Origin of the sequence: Pseudomonas nitroreducens, from assembly GCF_014204515.1 — a bacterium.
GTDB lineage: Bacteria > Pseudomonadota > Gammaproteobacteria > Pseudomonadales > Pseudomonadaceae > Pseudomonas > Pseudomonas nitritireducens_A.
In genome coordinates this window covers 1-15,069 of record NZ_JACHLI010000020.1, presented here as the reverse complement: position 1 = coordinate 15,069, position 15,069 = coordinate 1, and the positions used below count along the sequence as shown (strand labels likewise).

12 protein-coding genes and 1 pseudogene are annotated in these 15,069 nt (G+C 66.0%); 9 read left to right on the top strand and 4 right to left on the bottom strand.

Annotation, left to right across the window (positions count from 1 at the left end; translation table 11 throughout):
- Window positions 1–7 precede the first annotated feature (7 nt).
- The 7 genes and pseudogenes from HNP46_RS22225 to HNP46_RS22200 all read left to right on the top strand — a co-directional run bounded on the left by HNP46_RS22225 (window position 8) and on the right by HNP46_RS22200 (window position 8,647).
- The gene (locus HNP46_RS22225) at window positions 8–1,024 is read left to right on the top strand and encodes an AraC family transcriptional regulator (RefSeq protein WP_184593271.1); all 1,017 of its coding nucleotides are present in this window, start codon (window positions 8–10) and stop codon (window positions 1,022–1,024) included.
- Window positions 1,025–1,105: 81 nt separating this feature from the next.
- A pseudogene (locus tag HNP46_RS36225) lies at window positions 1,106–2,395 on the top strand (HAMP domain-containing protein); the annotation flags it as partial.
- Between the two features lie 102 nt (window positions 2,396–2,497).
- Window positions 2,498–3,253 carry a methyl-accepting chemotaxis protein gene (locus tag HNP46_RS36220; RefSeq protein WP_409372448.1) on the top strand — a complete coding sequence of 252 codons (756 nt, stop codon included), beginning with the start codon at window positions 2,498–2,500 and terminating at the stop codon, window positions 3,251–3,253.
- A 604-nt stretch (window positions 3,254–3,857) separates the two neighbouring features.
- On the top strand, window positions 3,858–5,522 hold the full coding sequence (locus HNP46_RS22215) for an acyl-CoA synthetase (protein WP_184593267.1): 1,665 nt from the start codon (window positions 3,858–3,860) through the stop codon (window positions 5,520–5,522).
- 18 nt (window positions 5,523–5,540) lie between these two features.
- Window positions 5,541–6,311 (top strand): 3-hydroxyacyl-CoA dehydrogenase, encoded by a 771-nt coding sequence (locus HNP46_RS22210; protein WP_184593265.1) that lies wholly within the window; start codon window positions 5,541–5,543, stop codon window positions 6,309–6,311.
- Between the two features lie 13 nt (window positions 6,312–6,324).
- Window positions 6,325–7,509 (top strand): acetyl-CoA C-acyltransferase, encoded by a 1,185-nt coding sequence (locus HNP46_RS22205; protein ID WP_184593263.1) that lies wholly within the window; start codon window positions 6,325–6,327, stop codon window positions 7,507–7,509.
- Between the two features lie 10 nt (window positions 7,510–7,519).
- Window positions 7,520–8,647: an acyl-CoA dehydrogenase family protein gene (locus HNP46_RS22200; RefSeq protein ID WP_184593261.1), complete on the top strand. Its 1,128-nt coding sequence runs from the start codon at window positions 7,520–7,522 to the stop codon at window positions 8,645–8,647.
- Between the two features lie 329 nt (window positions 8,648–8,976).
- Here the strand turns inward: HNP46_RS22200 and HNP46_RS22195 are convergent, their stop codons facing one another.
- Complete coding sequence (locus HNP46_RS22195; protein ID WP_184593259.1) at window positions 8,977–9,909, bottom strand: LysR family transcriptional regulator; 933 nt, start codon at window positions 9,907–9,909, stop codon at window positions 8,977–8,979.
- Between the two features lie 167 nt (window positions 9,910–10,076).
- Here HNP46_RS22195 and HNP46_RS22190 point away from each other — a divergent pair, with 167 nt between their 5' ends.
- Entirely contained in the window at window positions 10,077–11,306 is a 1,230-nt protein-coding gene (locus HNP46_RS22190) for an acyl-CoA dehydrogenase (RefSeq protein WP_184593257.1), read from the top strand.
- A 329-nt stretch (window positions 11,307–11,635) separates the two neighbouring features.
- Here HNP46_RS22190 and HNP46_RS22185 read toward each other — a convergent pair whose 3' ends face one another.
- The 3 genes from HNP46_RS22185 to HNP46_RS22175 all read right to left on the bottom strand — a co-directional run bounded on the left by HNP46_RS22185 (window position 11,636) and on the right by HNP46_RS22175 (window position 14,438).
- The gene (locus tag HNP46_RS22185; protein ID WP_184593255.1) at window positions 11,636–11,836 is read right to left on the bottom strand and encodes a hypothetical protein; all 201 of its coding nucleotides are present in this window, start codon (window positions 11,834–11,836) and stop codon (window positions 11,636–11,638) included.
- Entirely contained in the window at window positions 11,802–12,845 is a 1,044-nt protein-coding gene (locus HNP46_RS22180) for a TerC family protein (protein ID WP_184593253.1), read from the bottom strand. Before HNP46_RS22180 ends, HNP46_RS22185 begins: the two co-directional genes overlap by 35 nt.
- A gap of 210 nt (window positions 12,846–13,055) precedes the next feature.
- Window positions 13,056–14,438 (bottom strand): substrate-binding domain-containing protein, encoded by a 1,383-nt coding sequence (locus HNP46_RS22175; RefSeq protein WP_184593251.1) that lies wholly within the window; start codon window positions 14,436–14,438, stop codon window positions 13,056–13,058.
- A gap of 199 nt (window positions 14,439–14,637) precedes the next feature.
- Here HNP46_RS22175 and HNP46_RS22170 point away from each other — a divergent pair, with 199 nt between their 5' ends.
- On the top strand, window positions 14,638–14,835 hold the full coding sequence (locus HNP46_RS22170) for a hypothetical protein (protein WP_184593249.1): 198 nt from the start codon (window positions 14,638–14,640) through the stop codon (window positions 14,833–14,835).
- The last annotated feature ends 234 nt before the right edge of the window (window positions 14,836–15,069 follow it).

Sequence of the window (15,069 nt, the reverse complement as noted above, 5' to 3'; positions counted from 1 at the left end):
GGGCGCCATGGGCGTAGAGAAGGGCACCATCTCCATCCGCCTGGTCAGCGAAGCGCTGGCCGAGTTTCGTCGCGCCGGCCGCGACGACGCTCCGCTATTGGCCGCCGCCGGCATCGCTCCGGAGCTGTTTGGCAAACCCTACGCGCGGGTCTCCAGCCAGGCCTACGCGCGGCTCTGGCTGCGCCTGGCCAAGGAGATGGACGACGAGTTCTTTGGCATGAACGCCCGACGCATGAAGTCCGGTAGCTTCAACTTCATGGCCGCCGCGGCAGTACGCGAGCCGACCCTGGAAGCGGCGCTGAACGCTGCGCTGCGCTTCATGGGGCTGATCTTCGACGACTTCACCCCGCGACTGGTCCGCCAGGACGGCGTCGCCGCCATCGCCATCGACGAACCCTCCACTGACGCGCCGCGCGCCTTCTGCTACTTCACCTTCTGGCTGATGTTGCACGGCCTGGCCTGCTGGCTGGTGGGACGGCGTATCCCGGTGCTGGCCATCGAACTGCGCTGCCCGGCGCCGGATTTCATCGCCGACTACCGGGTGATGTTCACCGAGAACCTCAACTTTTCCCGACGCCAGTCGCGCCTGCTGTTCAACGCCGAGGCGCTGGACCTGCTGGTGCGCCGTGACGAGCGCGAACTGCGGCGCTTCCTCGGTGGCGCGCCGGCCAACATCCTGGTGCGCTACCGCGACCCGCAAAGCCTCGCCGCGCGCACCAAGGCTTACCTGCGCAGCCTGAAGTTCGAACGCTGGCCGGACCTCGACGCCCTCGCCGGACACTTCTACATGGCGCCCTCGACCCTGCGCCGCAAACTCGCCGCCGAAGGGCAGTCCTACCAGGCGCTCAAGGACCAGCTGCGCCGTGACCTGGCCATCGCGCGGCTGGACAGCGGCGACGGCAACTTCGCCGACCTCGCCGAAGAACTGGGTTTCGCCGACACCAGCGCCTTCTACAAGGCCTTCCGCAAATGGACCGGATCGACGCCCGGGCAATACCGCGCGCTGATCCGCCAGGAGCCCTGATATTTAAGGGCTTGGCTCAAGTGGCCGCCTTTCTAGCCGATACAACAAAACAGAATCGCTCTTGCCCAAGGACGTCCCGCCATGCCCCTGTCCCGCCTCTCGATCCAGTGGAAGATCACGCTGCTCACCGGCCTCTGCCTGCTGTGCATCGTCTGCCTGCTGGTCGGCCTCTCGCTGTTCCGGATGAACCACGACGCGCAGCTGATCAAGGCGGCCAACGCCGACATGCTCAAGGACGCGGCCAAGTCGCGGATGCAGGCGCGCAGCGAGCAGCAGGCGGAGATCATCCAGCGCTTCTTCACCGACGTTTACCACTTCGGCAACCAGTTCTCCCGGCAGGTCTCCCAACTGCGCGAGCAGTCGACCCGGCACGGCGTGGACGCTGCCAGCGTGCGCAAGGACCTCAACCAACTGGTGCGCGATGGCCTGAAGAGCAACCCCAACCTGCTCAGCCTCTACGTGGTCTTCCAGCCCGATGCGCTGGACGGCCAGGACGCGCAGTTCATCAATCAGCCCGATGCCGGCAGCAACGACAAGGGCCGCTTCGGCGCGTACTGGGCGCAGAAGGCCTCGGGCGAGATGACCGGCCTGGCGGTGACCGAAGACATGATCGCCGACACCTCGGTCATGCTCGACGGCAGCCCGTTCAACACCTGGCAGCTGTGCCCGCTGCAGACCCGCAAGGCCTGCGTGCTCAACCCGTATTTCGACAGCGCCTCGGGCAGCAAGGTACTGATGACCACCGTGACCTTCCCGCTGATCGACCAGGGCAAGGTCATCGCCGTGATCGGCATCGACATCAGCCTCAGCCGCCTGCAACAGCTGGCGGTCGATGGTGATCGCCAGCTGTATGACGGCGCCGGCAGCGTCAGCATCGTCAGCCCGGCCGGCCTGCTCGCCGGCTACAGCAGCGATGAAGCGCTGCTCGGCCAGCCGCTGGCCAAGGCCATTCCCGGCCAGGCCGCCGAGCTGCTCAGCCTGCAGGCAGGCGGTCGTCCGGAAGTCCTGGAGCAGGGCGGCCAGCTGCGCGTGGTCGAGCCGCTGCTGCCGATCCCGGATGCCAGCAAACCCTGGGCGGTAGTCCTGGATGTGCCGCAGGACGTGCTGCTGGCTCCCTCCCTCGAATTGCAGAAGAAGCTGGATGAGCGCAACTCCAGCAGCGCCCTGTGGCAGACCCTGTTCGGCCTGATCGCCGCGGTGGCCGGCCTGCTGCTGGTGTGGCTCACCGCCCGTGGCGTGACCCGGCCGATCCTCGGCGTCGCCGCCATGCTGCGCAACATCGCCAGCGGCGAAGGTGACCTGACCAAGCGTCTGGACTACGCCGGCAAGGACGAGCTCGGCGAGCTGGCCGGTTGGTTCAACCGCTTCCTCGACAAGCTGCAACCGATCATCCGCGACGTGAAATCCTCAGTGCACGACGCCCGCGCCACCGCCGACCAATCCTCGGAAATCGCCAGCCAGACCAGCGCCGGCATGCAGCAGCAGTTCCGCGAAGTCGATCAGGTGGCCACTGCGTCCCAGGAAATGAGCGCCACCGCCCACGACGTCGCCAACAGCGCCGCCATGGCCGCCGATGCCGCCCGCGGCGCCGACGGCGCGACCCGTGATGGCTTGAGCGTGATCGACAACACCACCCGCCTGATCGACGAACTGGCCAGCGACATGAGCAATGCCATGAGCCAGGTGGAAGGACTCGCTGCCAGCAGCGAGCAGATCGGTTCGGTGCTGGAAGTGATCCGCGGCATCGCCGAGCAGACCAACCTGCTGGCGCTCAACGCCGCCATCGAGGCGGCCCGCGCCGGCGAGGCCGGTCGCGGCTTCGCCGTGGTGGCCGACGAGGTGCGCAACCTCGCCAAGCGCACCCAGGATTCGGTGGAGGAAATCCGCCAGGTCATCGAAGGCCTGCAGAACGGCACCCGCGATGTCGTTGGCGCGATGAGCAACAGCCATCGCCAGGCGCAGGACAGCGTGAGCCAGGTCGAACAAGCGGTTGCCGCGCTGAAACGCATCGGCGACGCGGTGGGCGTGATCACCGACATGAACCTGCAGATCGCCAGCGCCGCGGAGGAACAGAGCGCGGTGGCCGAGGAGATCAACCGCAACGTGGCGGGCATCCGCGACGTGACCGAGTCGCTGTCGAGTCAGGCGCAGGAATCGGCGCAGGTCAGCCAGTCGCTGAACAAGCTGGCGAATCATCAGCAGGGGTTGATGGATCAGTTCCGCGTTTAAGGGCGATTCATTCGCGAGCGCCGATTTCCCAAGGGCGTTCGAACCGTAGGATGGTGTGGAGCGAAGCGATACCCATCGTTCGATTCGCCGTCCCCCGGAGCTCGGGCCTCCCCTCACCCCAGCCCTCTCCCGGAGGGAGAGGGGGCAGTCCGCTGCAGTCGATAGGCTCGCAGTTCTTCCTGCACCTCCCCTGACCAGCTAACGCCGAGCATCCAGCCCGCTCCGAACGGTCCCCTCTCCCCTTGGGAGAGGGTTAGGGTGAGGGCGAGCCAGCGCGCCGATGTTCCCGTAGGAGCGGACTCCGTCCGCGATCCGCCGGCAAGGCCGGTGCCAGGGTGGGTTCGCGAGCAAGCTAGCTCCTACAAGGTCCGCACCGAGCCAACCGGCCGGGGTAGGACCGAGGGGGACGCCTAGTCCTTGCTCGCGAACCGCACGGCCCCCAGCCCATCGCGGACAAAGTCCGCTCCTGCGCAACTTCCACCATCGTGCCACCCCCAGGCTGTCCAATCCGCTCATCCAGATTGGCGGCTTTCGACATTGCCCGCGCCGCGCTGCGGCGGGAACATCAGGGAACTCCACACAAGAACAAACCAGGAGTTCCGCGATGCGTTCCCATACCGCCGCCACGGCCGAGTTCGACTACTGCGCCACCGCCGATGCCGTCCTGGACGGCAACCTCGATGCCCTCAACGCCTGCGTCGAATGCTGCGACCGCCACGCCATCCCCGGCCGTGTCGCGCTGTTCTGGGAGGGCAAGGACGGCGACAGTGCCACCTACACCTTCACCCAGCTCAAGGAACTCTCCGGCCGCTTCGCCAGCTTCCTCCACGGCCTCGGGGTGCGCCCTGGCGACGTAGTCTCCGGCATGTTGCCGCGCACTCCGGAACTGCTGATCGCCGTGCTCGGCACCTGGCGCCTGGGCGCGGTCTACCAGCCGCTGTTCACCGCCTTCGGGCCCAAGGCCATCGAGCACCGGGTCAAGCTCGCCGGCAGCAAGGTGGTGGTCACCGACGGCGCCAACCGCGGCAAGCTCGACGAAGTGCCCGACGCGCCCATGCTGGTCACCGTTGGTGGACCGAAGGGGCAGGGCATCCGCCACGGCGACTACAGCTTCTGGGCTGAACTGGAGCGTCACTCGCCGGACTTCGAGCCGGTGCTGCGCAGCGGCGAAGACACCTTCCTGCTGATGTTCACCTCCGGCACTACCGGGCTGGCCAAGCCGCTGGCCGTGCCGCTGAAGGCCATCGTCGCCTTCGTCGGCTACATGCGCGACGCAGTGGGGCTGCGCGAGGAGGATTCGTTCTGGAACCTCGCCGATCCGGGCTGGGCCTATGGCCTCTACTACGGTGTCACCGGGCCGCTGGCCATGGGGCACCCGATCACCTTCTACGAAGGCGCGTTCACGGTGGAGAGCACCTGCCGCATCGTGCGCAAGTACGGCATTACCAACCTGGCCGGTTCGCCCACTGCATACCGTCTGCTGATCGCCGCTGGCGAGGCGGTGTCCAAGCCGCTCAAGGGTCGCCTGCGCGCGGTGAGCAGCGCCGGTGAGCCGCTGACGCCGGAAGTCATCCGCTGGTTCGCCAGCGAGCTGGGCGTGACTATCCATGACCATTACGGCCAGACCGAACTGGGCATGGTGCTGGCCAACCACCACGCGCTGGAGCACCCGGTACACCTGGGCGCCGCCGGCTTTGCCATTCCCGGCCACCGCGTGGTGGTGCTGGACGAGCAGGGCCACGAGCTGCCCGCCGGCCAGCCCGGCATCCTCGCCATGGATCGCCAGCGCTCGCCGATGATGTGGTTCGCCGGCTATCAGGGCATGCAGACCAAGTCCTTCGTCGGCGACTACTACCTGAGCGGCGACACCGTGGAGCTGAACGCCGACGGCAGCATCAGCTTCGTCGGCCGCGCCGACGACCTGATCACCACCTCCGGCTACCGCGTCGGCCCGTTCGACGTGGAGAGTGCGCTGATCGAGCACCCGGCGGTGATCGAGGCGGCGGTGATCGGCAAGCCGGACCCGGAGCGCACCGAGCTGGTCAAGGCCTTCGTGGTGCTCTGTTCGTCCTTCCGGCCGGGCGCGGAGCTGGCCGAGGAACTACAACAGTACGTGCGCAAGCGACTGTCGGCGCATAGCTACCCGCGGGAAGTGGAGTTCGTCGACGAACTGCCCAAGACCCCCAGCGGCAAGATCCAGCGCTTCCTCCTGCGCAACCAGGAGATCGCCAAGCAACGCGAAGCAGCCGAGCAAGCGGCTGCTCACTAAGTCCAGCGGAGAGATTCCATGCAGATCCAGAACAAGGTATTCCTCATCACCGGCGGCGGCTCCGGCCTCGGCGCGGCCACCGCGAAGCTGCTGGTGAGCGCCGGCGCCAAGGTGGTGCTGGCGGACATCAACGCCGAAGCCGGCACGGCCCAGGCCGCCGAGCTGGGCGAGGCGAATGCGCGCTTTATCCGCACCGATGTGTGCAGCGAAGCCGACGGCAAGGCTGCCGTACAACTCGCCCTGGACGCCTTCGGCGCACTGCACGGTCTGGCCAACTGCGCGGGCGTGGCCCCGGCGGAAAAAGTCATCGGCCGCAACGGCGTGCACGGGCTGGAAAGCTTCACCCGCACCATCAATATCAACCTGATCGGCACCTTCAACATGCTGCGCCTGGCCGCCGAAGCCATGGTGCAGAACGCGCCGGATACCGGCGGCGAGCGCGGCATCATCATCAACACGGCCTCGGTGGCCGCCTTCGACGGGCAGATTGGCCAGGCCGCGTATTCCGCGTCCAAGAGCGCGGTAGTTGGCATGACCCTGCCGATTGCCCGTGAGCTGGCACGCTCGGGCATCCGCGTGATGACCATTGCCCCTGGCATCTTCGAGACGCCGATGATGGCCGCCATGCCCCAGGAAGTGCGCGACTCCCTCGGCGCCAGCGTGCCGTTCCCGCCGCGTCTCGGCCGCCCGGACGAGTACGCCGCGCTGGCCCGTCACATCATCGAGAACAGCATGCTCAACGGCGAGGTGATCCGTCTCGACGGCGCCATCCGCATGAACGCGAAGTAACAGGAGCAGAGCCATGAACGATCCCATCGTCATCGTCAGCGCCACCCGTACCCCCATGGGCGGCTTCCTCGGCGACTTCAAGGATGTCACCGCCGCTACCCTCGGCGCGGCAGCTATTCGTGCCGCCGTCGAGCGTGCCCGCCTGGGCGCTGAAGAAGTGGATGAGGCCGTGCTCGGCTGCGTGCTCGCCGCAGGACAGGGCCAGGCGCCGGCGCGTCAGGCGGTGCTGGGCGCGGGCCTCGCGCGCGGCACGCCATGCTCCACGGTGAACAAGATGTGCGGCTCGGGCATGAAGGCCGCGATGATGGCCCACGACGCCATCCTTGCCGGCAGCGCCCGCGTCGCCCTGGCTGGCGGCATGGAGAGCATGTCCAACGCGCCGTACCTGCTGGAGCGCGCCCGTAGCGGTTACCGCATGGGCCACGGCAAGGTCCTCGACCACATGTTCCTCGACGGCCTCGAAGACGCCTACGACAAGGGCCGGCTGATGGGCACGTTCGCCGAGGACTGTGCCGAGAAATACGGCTTCACCCGCGAGCAGCAGGACGACTACGCCATCACCTCGCTGACCCGTGCGCAGAAGGCCATGAGCGAGGGCCGCTTCAAGGACGAGATCGTTGCGGTCACCGTCAAGGCCGGCAAGGAACTGCGCGCCATCAGCGAAGACGAGCAGCCGCCCAAGGCCCGGCTGGACAAGATTCCGACCCTGAAACCGGCTTTCCGCGACGGCGGGACGGTGACGGCGGCCAATGCCAGCTCCATCTCCGACGGCGCTGCCGCGCTGGTGCTGATGCGCCTGTCCGAAGCCGAGAAGCGCGGCCTGACCCCGCTGGCGGCGATCCGCGGGCATTCCTCCTATGCCGATGCGCCGAACCTGTTCCCCACCGCCCCGGTGGGCGCGGTGGAGCGCCTGATGCAGCGCACCGGCTGGGCGCTGGGCGACGTCGATCTGTTCGAGGTCAACGAAGCCTTCGCCGTGGTGGCCATGGCCGCGATGCGCGACCTCGACATCCCCCACGACAAGCTCAACATCCACGGCGGCGCCTGCGCCCTCGGCCACCCCATCGGCGCCTCCGGCGCGCGGGTGATCGTGTCCCTGCTGTCGGCGCTCAAGCAGTACGACCTCAAGCGCGGCGTGGCCTCGGTGTGCATCGGTGGCGGCGAAGCCACGGCCATCGCGGTCGAGCGCCTGGTGTAAGGAGCGAGCCATGATTCCCAGCGAAGAAGACATCCAGATCCGCGACGTCGCCCGCCAGTTCGCCCAGGAGCGGCTGAAGCCCTTTGCCGCCGACTGGGACCGCGAGCACCGCTTCCCCGCCGAGGCCATCAAGGAAATGGCCGACCTCGGCTTCCTCGGCATGCTAGTGGCGGAGGAGTGGGGTGGTGCGCAGACCGGCCACCTGGCCTACGCCATGGCGCTGGAGGAAATCGCCGCCGGCGACGGCGCCTGCTCGACCATCATGAGCGTGCACAACTCGGTGGGCTGTATGCCCATCGCCAAGTTCGGCAACGATGAGCAGAAGCGCCAGTTCCTGGTGCCCCTGGCCCGTGGCGAGATGATCGGCGCCTTCGCCCTGACCGAACCCCAGGCCGGCTCCGATGCCAGCTTCCTGAAGACCCGCGCGCGCCGCGACGGCGACCATTACGTGCTGAACGGCAGCAAGCAGTTCATCACCTCCGGCAAGCATGCCGGGCTGGTGATCGTCTTCGCGGTGACCGACGCGGCGGCGGGCAAGAAGGGCATCAGCGCCTTCATCGTGCCCACTGATACGCCCGGCTACCGCGTGGTGCGCGTCGAGGACAAGCTCGGTCAGCACGCTTCCGATACCTGCCAGATCGCCTTCGATGACGTGCGCATCCCGGCCAGCTACCGCCTGGGCGAGGAAGGGCAGGGCTACGCCATCGCCCTGGCGAACCTCGAAGGCGGGCGCATCGGCATCGCCTCCCAGGCGGTCGGCATGGCTCGGGCGGCCTTCGAATACGCCCGCGACTACGCCCACGAGCGCGAGACCTTCGGCAAGCCGATCATCCAGCACCAGGCGGTGGCCTTCCGCCTGAGCGACATGGCCACCGAGATCGCCGTGGCGCGGCAGATGGTGCATCACGCGGCCAGCCTGCGCGAAGCCGGCCTGCCGTGCCTGACTGAAGCCTCCATGGCCAAGCTGTTCGCCTCGGAGATGGCCGAACGGGTTTGCTCCGCGGCGATCCAGACCCTTGGCGGCTATGGCTACCTGCAGGACTACCCGGTGGAGCGCATCTACCGCGACGTGCGCGTGTGCCAGATCTATGAAGGGACCAGCGACGTGCAGCGGCTGGTGATTGCGCGGAGTCTCTGAAGGGTTCGCCGGCAGACCCCGCCTGGCTCGTTGGACAGGCACCTCGGCGGGGCGGGGCTTGCCGGTGGCTTGCTTTTTGTAGGAGCGAGCTTGCTCGCGATCAGCTTTCGCGATGAACCACCGGGCTGGGCGGTTCGCGAGCAAGGACTAGGCGTCCCCCTCGCTCCTACAGGGTAGGTCGTAGCGCAATTCCGTAGGGCGAATAACCCGGAACGGGTTATCCGCCGACCTGGCGGATAACGCCCTAGGCGTTATGCGCCCTACGTTCTGGCGTTACGTAGGATGGCGTGGAGCGAAGCGATACCCATCAACCGGCACCGCCCGAAATATCAGGCGCGCTCCGCCGCCTCGCGCGCTTCCCGCGCCGTCACCTGCTGGCACAACTCGATGATCTGCTCGCGCATCCAGCGGTTGGCCGGGTCCTGGTCGGTGCTTTCGTGCCAGTACAGGTGGGTCTCCAGCTTGGGCACGTCGTTCACCGGCAGGTCGACGAAATGCAGGCCGTGGTGGCGGGCGAAGCGCTCAGGCACGGTGACCACCATGTCGGTCTGCTGCACCACGGTGGAGGCCATCAGGTAGTGCTGCGAGCGCAGGGCGATCTTGCGCTGAAGGCCCATCTTGCCCAGCGACAGGTCCACGTAGCCCAGGCCGCTGCGGCGGCTGGAAATCTGGATGTGCGCCACCGACAGGTATTCCTCCAGGCTCAGCTTGTCCTTGGCCAGCGGGTGGCCCTGGCGCATGGCGCAGACGTAGCGGTCCTCCATCAGCTTGACGTGGCGCACCTGCGGGTCGGTGTTCAGCGGCGCGTCCACGGCGAAGTCCAGGCGGCCAGCGGCCAGCTCCTTGGTGGTCTCGCGGCGCTTGGAGAGGAAGCTCTCGATGTGCACGTTCGGCGCCAGACGGCGCAGGCGCTGGAACAGCGGCGGCAGGACGATGGCCTCGGTGAGGTCGGTCATGCTGATGCGGTAGGTCTTGCTCGCCTGGGTCGGCGTAAAGGTGCGACTCTCCTGCACCGAGACGCGCAGCAACTGCAGCGCGTTGCGCACCGGCCCGATGATGTTCTGCGCCATGGGCGTGGGCACCATGCCCTGCGCGGTGCGCACGAACAGCGGGTCGTTGAAGGTTTCGCGCAGGCGGGCGAGGGCGTTGGAGACGGCGGGCTGGGTGATGCCGACGATCTGTCCGGCGCGGGTCAGGTTGGCTTCGGTGTAGATCGCGTCGAAGACGATGAACAGGTTCAGATCGACCTTGCTGAGGTTCATTCCGGGGCTCCGCTTGTAGTTGTTCTGCGGCCGATCATACCCGAACCGGCGCTCAGGTCCATATGGGTTATGAATGTTCATTGATTCGGATAATAGGCTGGGTAAATGCTCTTGCCTGTTCTAGCATCATCACCACACAAACAACCGCCGCCAGAAGGTTAGCCCCCATGGATTTCGCTTATTCCGCCAAGGTTCAGGACCTGCGTGAGCGCGTTACCGCGTTCATGGATGCCTATGTCTATCCCGCCGAGAAGGTGTTCGAGGAGCAAGTGGCCCAGGGTGACCGCTGGCAGCCCACGCCCATCATGGAAGAGCTCAAGGCCAAGGCGAAAGCCGAAGGCCTGTGGAACCTGTTCCTGCCCGAATCCGAGCTGGGTGCCGGTCTGACCAACATGGAATACGCGCCGCTGGCCGAAATCATGGGCCGCTCGCTGATGGGCTCCGAGCCGTTCAACTGCTCCGCGCCGGACACCGGCAACATGGAAGTTCTGGTGCGCTACGGCAGCGAAGAGCACAAGCGCACCTGGCTGGAGCCGCTGCTGCGCGGTGAGATCCGCTCCGCCTTCGCCATGACCGAGCCGGGCGTGGCTTCGTCCGATGCCACCAACATGGAAGCCAACGCGGTACGCGACGGCGACGAGTGGGTCATCAACGGCCGCAAGTGGTGGACCTCCGGCGCCTGCGACCCACGCTGCAAGATCATGATCTTCATGGGCCTGACCAACCCGGATGCGCCGCGTCACCAGCAGCACTCGATGATCCTGGTGCCCACCGACGCCCCCGGCGTGAAGATCCTCCGTCCGCTGCCGGTGTTCGGCTATGACGACGCCCCCCACGGCCACGCCGAAGTGCTCTTCGAGAACGTCCGCGTGCCTTACGAGAACGTACTGCTCGGCGAAGGCCGCGGCTTCGAGATCGCCCAGGGCCGCCTCGGCCCAGGCCGCATCCACCACTGCATGCGCTCCATCGGCATGGCCGAGCGCGCCCTGGAACTGATGTGCAAGCGCGCCGTCAGCCGTACCGCCTTCGGCAAGCCGCTGGCCCGCCTGGGCGGCAACATCGACCACATCGCCAACTCGCGCATCGAGATCAACCAGGCCCGCCTGCTGACCCTCAATGCCGCGTACATGATGGACACCGCCGGCAACAAGATCGCCCAGAGCGAGATCGCCCAGATCAAGGTGGTGGCGCCCAACGTCGCCCTGCAGGTGATCGACCGCGCCATCCAGATGCATGGCGGTGCCGGTGTTTCCAACGACACCCCGCTGGCGTACTTCTATGCGATGCAACGCACCCTGCGCCTGGCCGACGGCCCGGACGAAGTGCACCGTGCCGCCATCGGCAAGTTCGAAATCGGCAAGTACGTGCCGCGTGACGCGCTGCGCAGCAGCCGCTGATCCCAGGCAGCAACGAAAAAGGCCCGCTGATGCGGGCCTTCTTTGTTAGCTCTGCGTAGGAGCGGACTTCGTCCGCGATGATATCCGGCGCGAAGCAGACCTATCGCGGACGGAGTCCGCTCCTACGCCCCGGTTAGGGGTAGGGCGGATAACGCCTGAGGCGTTATCCGCCATCGATGCCATCGGCGGATAACCCGTTCCGGGTTGTGCGCCCTACGATCTGGTTCGCGAGCAAGCTCGCTCCTACGGCCAGGGGTAGGGTGAATAACGCGCAAGCGTTATCCGCCCCGCGTCTCAACAAAAAGGCCAGCTTGCGCTGGCCTTTTTATTCATGGATCGGAAGATGGCTCCGGTCCGTCGGTTTTCGCCCGCTGCTCGATCAGCCATTCCCGCCGCGTGTGCAACTGGGCGGCGAAGGCGCGCGCGGCAGCTTCATGGGGAAAGCGCAGTGCACGGCGGCCGAGGCGGACCTGCCAATAGGCCTGGCCGCGAAACTCAACGGTTTCGATCCTCACCTCCAACGCTGGCATGCACCCTCTCCTGGCTGACGATTTCCAGCGGTTCCTCGCTGGTACGGCGGGTCTTGAGCAGGGATAGCAGTATGCCACCCGCCAAAAGGCCGAAGGTTACGCCAAGGGACAGGGCCGCGGGAACCTTGCCGATGAATCCGTGGAGGAAAATCTTCGTGCCGATGAACACCAGCACCAGCGCCAGCGCGTATTTCAGGTAGACGAAGCGGTGGATCATCGCCGCCAGCGAGAAGTACAGGGCACGCAGGCCGAGGATGGCGAAGATATTCGAGGTGTAGACGATGAACGGGTCCTGGGTGATGGCGAAGATCGCCGGCACGCTGTCCACGGCGAATACCAGGTCGGCCAGCTCGATCAGGATCAGCGCCAGGAACAGCGGGGTGGCGTAGCGCACCAGCTTGCCGGAGGCGTCCGGCATCTTCACGAAGAAATGGTGTTCGTGAATGGTGTCGGTCATGCGGATGCGCTTGCGCAGGAACTTCAGCACCGGGTTGTTGGCCAGGTCCGGCTCCGCATCATGATTGGCGAACAGCATCTTCACGCCGCTGAACAGCAGGAAGGCGCCGAACACGTACATGATCCACTCGAACTCCTTCACCAGCGCGGCGCCCAGGCCGATCATCAGCGCGCGCATGACGATGGCGCCGAGGATGCCCCAGAACAGCACCTGGTGCTGGTAGCGGCGGGGGATGCCGAAGAAGCCGAAGATCATCGCCATGACGAACACGTTGTCCAGCGACAGCGATTGTTCGACCAGGAAGCCGGTGTAGAACTCCACCGCGCTGGTGGCGCCGAACTCGTACCAGACCCAGCCGCCGAAGGCCAGGCCGCAGGCGAAGTAGCCGGCAGAAAGCAGCAGGCTCTCGCGCACACCGATCTCGTGGTGATCGCGTTGCAGGACGCCCAGGTCGAGTACGAGCAGGAAAATCACGATGGCCAGGAAGGCCAGCCAGAACCAGGTGGCGGTTCCGAGGAATGGTTCGGTCAAAAAGGCGTGCAGAGCTGTCATGTGGCCCCTCCCTTAGTGTCGTTGTCGAAAAGTGACTCCGACATGGCGGTTGGCAACCGTCAGAGGGGCCCGGCGTCACAGGCGGAAAAATAGCAGAGCGGATGCCGCAGGCAAGCGATGGAACGTAACAAGTTCCTACATGGCTTGAGGAATTGAAAGTCAGCGTCTGACAGAAAGCCTAGACGCTGATCCTCGGAAGACGTGGGAGACTCAGTAGACCCACACCTCGACGCGGCGGTTTTTCACCCGGCCATCGTTATCGCTGTTGGCCGCCACCGGCAGGGCGTCACCCAGGCCGCTGATCTCGCGGAACATCACACCTTCCTTCGCCAGCTCGCGGCGCACGGCCATCGCCCGCAGCTTGGAAAGCAGCTCGGCGCGGGCAGGGTCCTGCTTCGGGTCGCCGAAGCCGACAAGCACCGCCTGCTTGTTCATCTTGCCGTTCTGCTGCAGGTACGCCAGCAGCCGGTCGATGTCTCGCTGGGCCTTGTTGTCCAGGGTGGCGCTGCCCTCGCGGAAACGGAAGTTCACCGACAGGCGCTCGGCATCGCGGGCCAGCGCCTGGTAGTTCTCCGGCATGCTGGCGCGCGGCGCCATCTTCACCGCCTGCACCCGCTGGCCGACGAAGCCGCTGGCACTGACCAGCGCCTGGCCCTGGACACCCTGGGCGAACTGCAGCAGGGCGCGGGCCCAGCGGTTCGACTCCTCGGGCTTCATGTAGAGGAACAGGCGGCGCGACAGCGGGTAGTCCTCGGTAGCGATCAGTGTGGTGGATGGCGGCATGGCCTGGGAATCGCCATCGGCGATGCGCAGCGCCTTGGACTTCTGGATCGACGACAGGCCGACGAAGCCGATGCCCTGCGGGTCCTTGCTGACCTCGGCGGACAGCTGGTCGCTGGACTCGAAGCGCTGCACGCCATTGGCCAGGGCCTTGCCGTGGCTGGCCAGCACCAGCTCCTTGAAGGTATCGAAGGTGCCGGAGTTGTCATCGCGGGAGTACAGGCGGATGGCACCGCCGCGGCCGCCGATTTCCTCCCAGGTCTTCACCTCGCCCGAGAAGATCTTCGCCAATACATCGGTGGTCAGTTCGTCCAGTGGGTTGGCGGCATTGACGATGATCGCCAGGCCGTCGATGCCGATCACCTGCTCGGCCTTGGCGCTGCGCAGGTTGCCCGAGCCCGACAGGCCGGCCACCTCGGCGTCCTTGATCGGCCGCGAAGCGGCGGCCAGTTCGGCGCTGTTGTCCTTGAGGGCGACGAAGCCGGTGCTGGAACCGTGGGCCGCCAGGTCGACGATGGCCTCCTTGCCGTCGGCGCTGCGGCCGATGATGCGCTGTTCGTTTTCCGCCTTGCCCGGCCTGGCGCTGACGTCACTGAAGCCTTCGCTGACCAGCAGGCCCTTGACCAGCTCCGGCAGCAGGTGCGCGCCGATGGTGTTGGAGCCCTGGATGCGCAGCACCGGCTCGCCACCCTGGGAGGAGGGAAGGGCAGCATAGGCCTGCCAGGGGAAGGCGTAGCAGATGAATCCGATGATCAGCCACGCGATAGCGGCGGGCCACGCCTGTTCTTCACTCGCGCTCGACTTGTACGACATGGAGCAACTTCCCTTTAGAGGCATCGATTGCGCGGCAGATTAAGTCGGAATCATTGCATCGATATGACGCTTGCCGGCGTTGCAGAGCCCTTTCTGTCGCCATCGGAGATCACTGGTGGATTGTCGGAGATTTCCGATCCCCAGGCTTTGGGGTGGAGCGCTATACAGCCGACTTGAATCCGTACTGCTGGAGATCGGAATGGACGAGAACATCGAGTTCGCTTCCCTACTGATGAAGCTGGTCATCCTCCTCACGGTCGTGCTCATGGCCGTGTCGCTGGTCGCCGCACCGGAGAGCCTGCCGCTGCTGGGTGAGGCGATGCTCCTGCTGGTGGTGCCGCTCTTCGTGTTCACCACGCTGCTCGACCTCGCGGTCAGCTGGCGGCGCAGGTCCTGAGACCTCTTTGGAGGAGAGGCCCGGCGTGCTCGTCGATAGCGGAAGTAATAGGAGAAATCCCACGGTGTATCAGGAAAGCCTGATGACATGCGATTCGACCGCCAAGCGACACTTGCGCGGTTTTCACAGGCCCCTCGCCGGTGAACTGACCCCCGAAAGTTGGACAGTTGGACTGGGCCGCTAAGCTGCCAATGACTGAGCCCTGTATTGAACGGGGCTCAGTCCCTTCAACTT

Bases quoted from the DNA above. Each gene is read 5' to 3' on its own strand.
- HNP46_RS22225 (WP_184593271.1), top strand. From the start codon at position 8: ATGGGCGTAGAGAAGGGCACCATCTCCATCCGCCTGGTCAGCGAAGCG.
- HNP46_RS36220 (WP_409372448.1), top strand. From the start codon at position 2,498: ATGCAGCAGCAGTTCCGCGAAGTCGATCAGGTGGCCACTGCGTCCCAG.
- HNP46_RS22215 (WP_184593267.1), top strand. From the start codon at position 3,858: ATGCGTTCCCATACCGCCGCCACGGCCGAGTTCGACTACTGCGCCACC.
- HNP46_RS22210 (WP_184593265.1), top strand. From the start codon at position 5,541: ATGCAGATCCAGAACAAGGTATTCCTCATCACCGGCGGCGGCTCCGGC.
- HNP46_RS22205 (WP_184593263.1), top strand. From the start codon at position 6,325: ATGAACGATCCCATCGTCATCGTCAGCGCCACCCGTACCCCCATGGGC.
- HNP46_RS22200 (WP_184593261.1), top strand. From the start codon at position 7,520: ATGATTCCCAGCGAAGAAGACATCCAGATCCGCGACGTCGCCCGCCAG.
- HNP46_RS22195 (WP_184593259.1), bottom strand. From the start codon at position 9,909: ATGAACCTCAGCAAGGTCGATCTGAACCTGTTCATCGTCTTCGACGCG.
- HNP46_RS22190 (WP_184593257.1), top strand. From the start codon at position 10,077: ATGGATTTCGCTTATTCCGCCAAGGTTCAGGACCTGCGTGAGCGCGTT.
- HNP46_RS22185 (WP_184593255.1), bottom strand. From the start codon at position 11,836: ATGCCAGCGTTGGAGGTGAGGATCGAAACCGTTGAGTTTCGCGGCCAG.
- HNP46_RS22180 (WP_184593253.1), bottom strand. From the start codon at position 12,845: ATGACAGCTCTGCACGCCTTTTTGACCGAACCATTCCTCGGAACCGCC.
- HNP46_RS22175 (WP_184593251.1), bottom strand. From the start codon at position 14,438: ATGTCGTACAAGTCGAGCGCGAGTGAAGAACAGGCGTGGCCCGCCGCT.
- HNP46_RS22170 (WP_184593249.1), top strand. From the start codon at position 14,638: ATGGACGAGAACATCGAGTTCGCTTCCCTACTGATGAAGCTGGTCATC.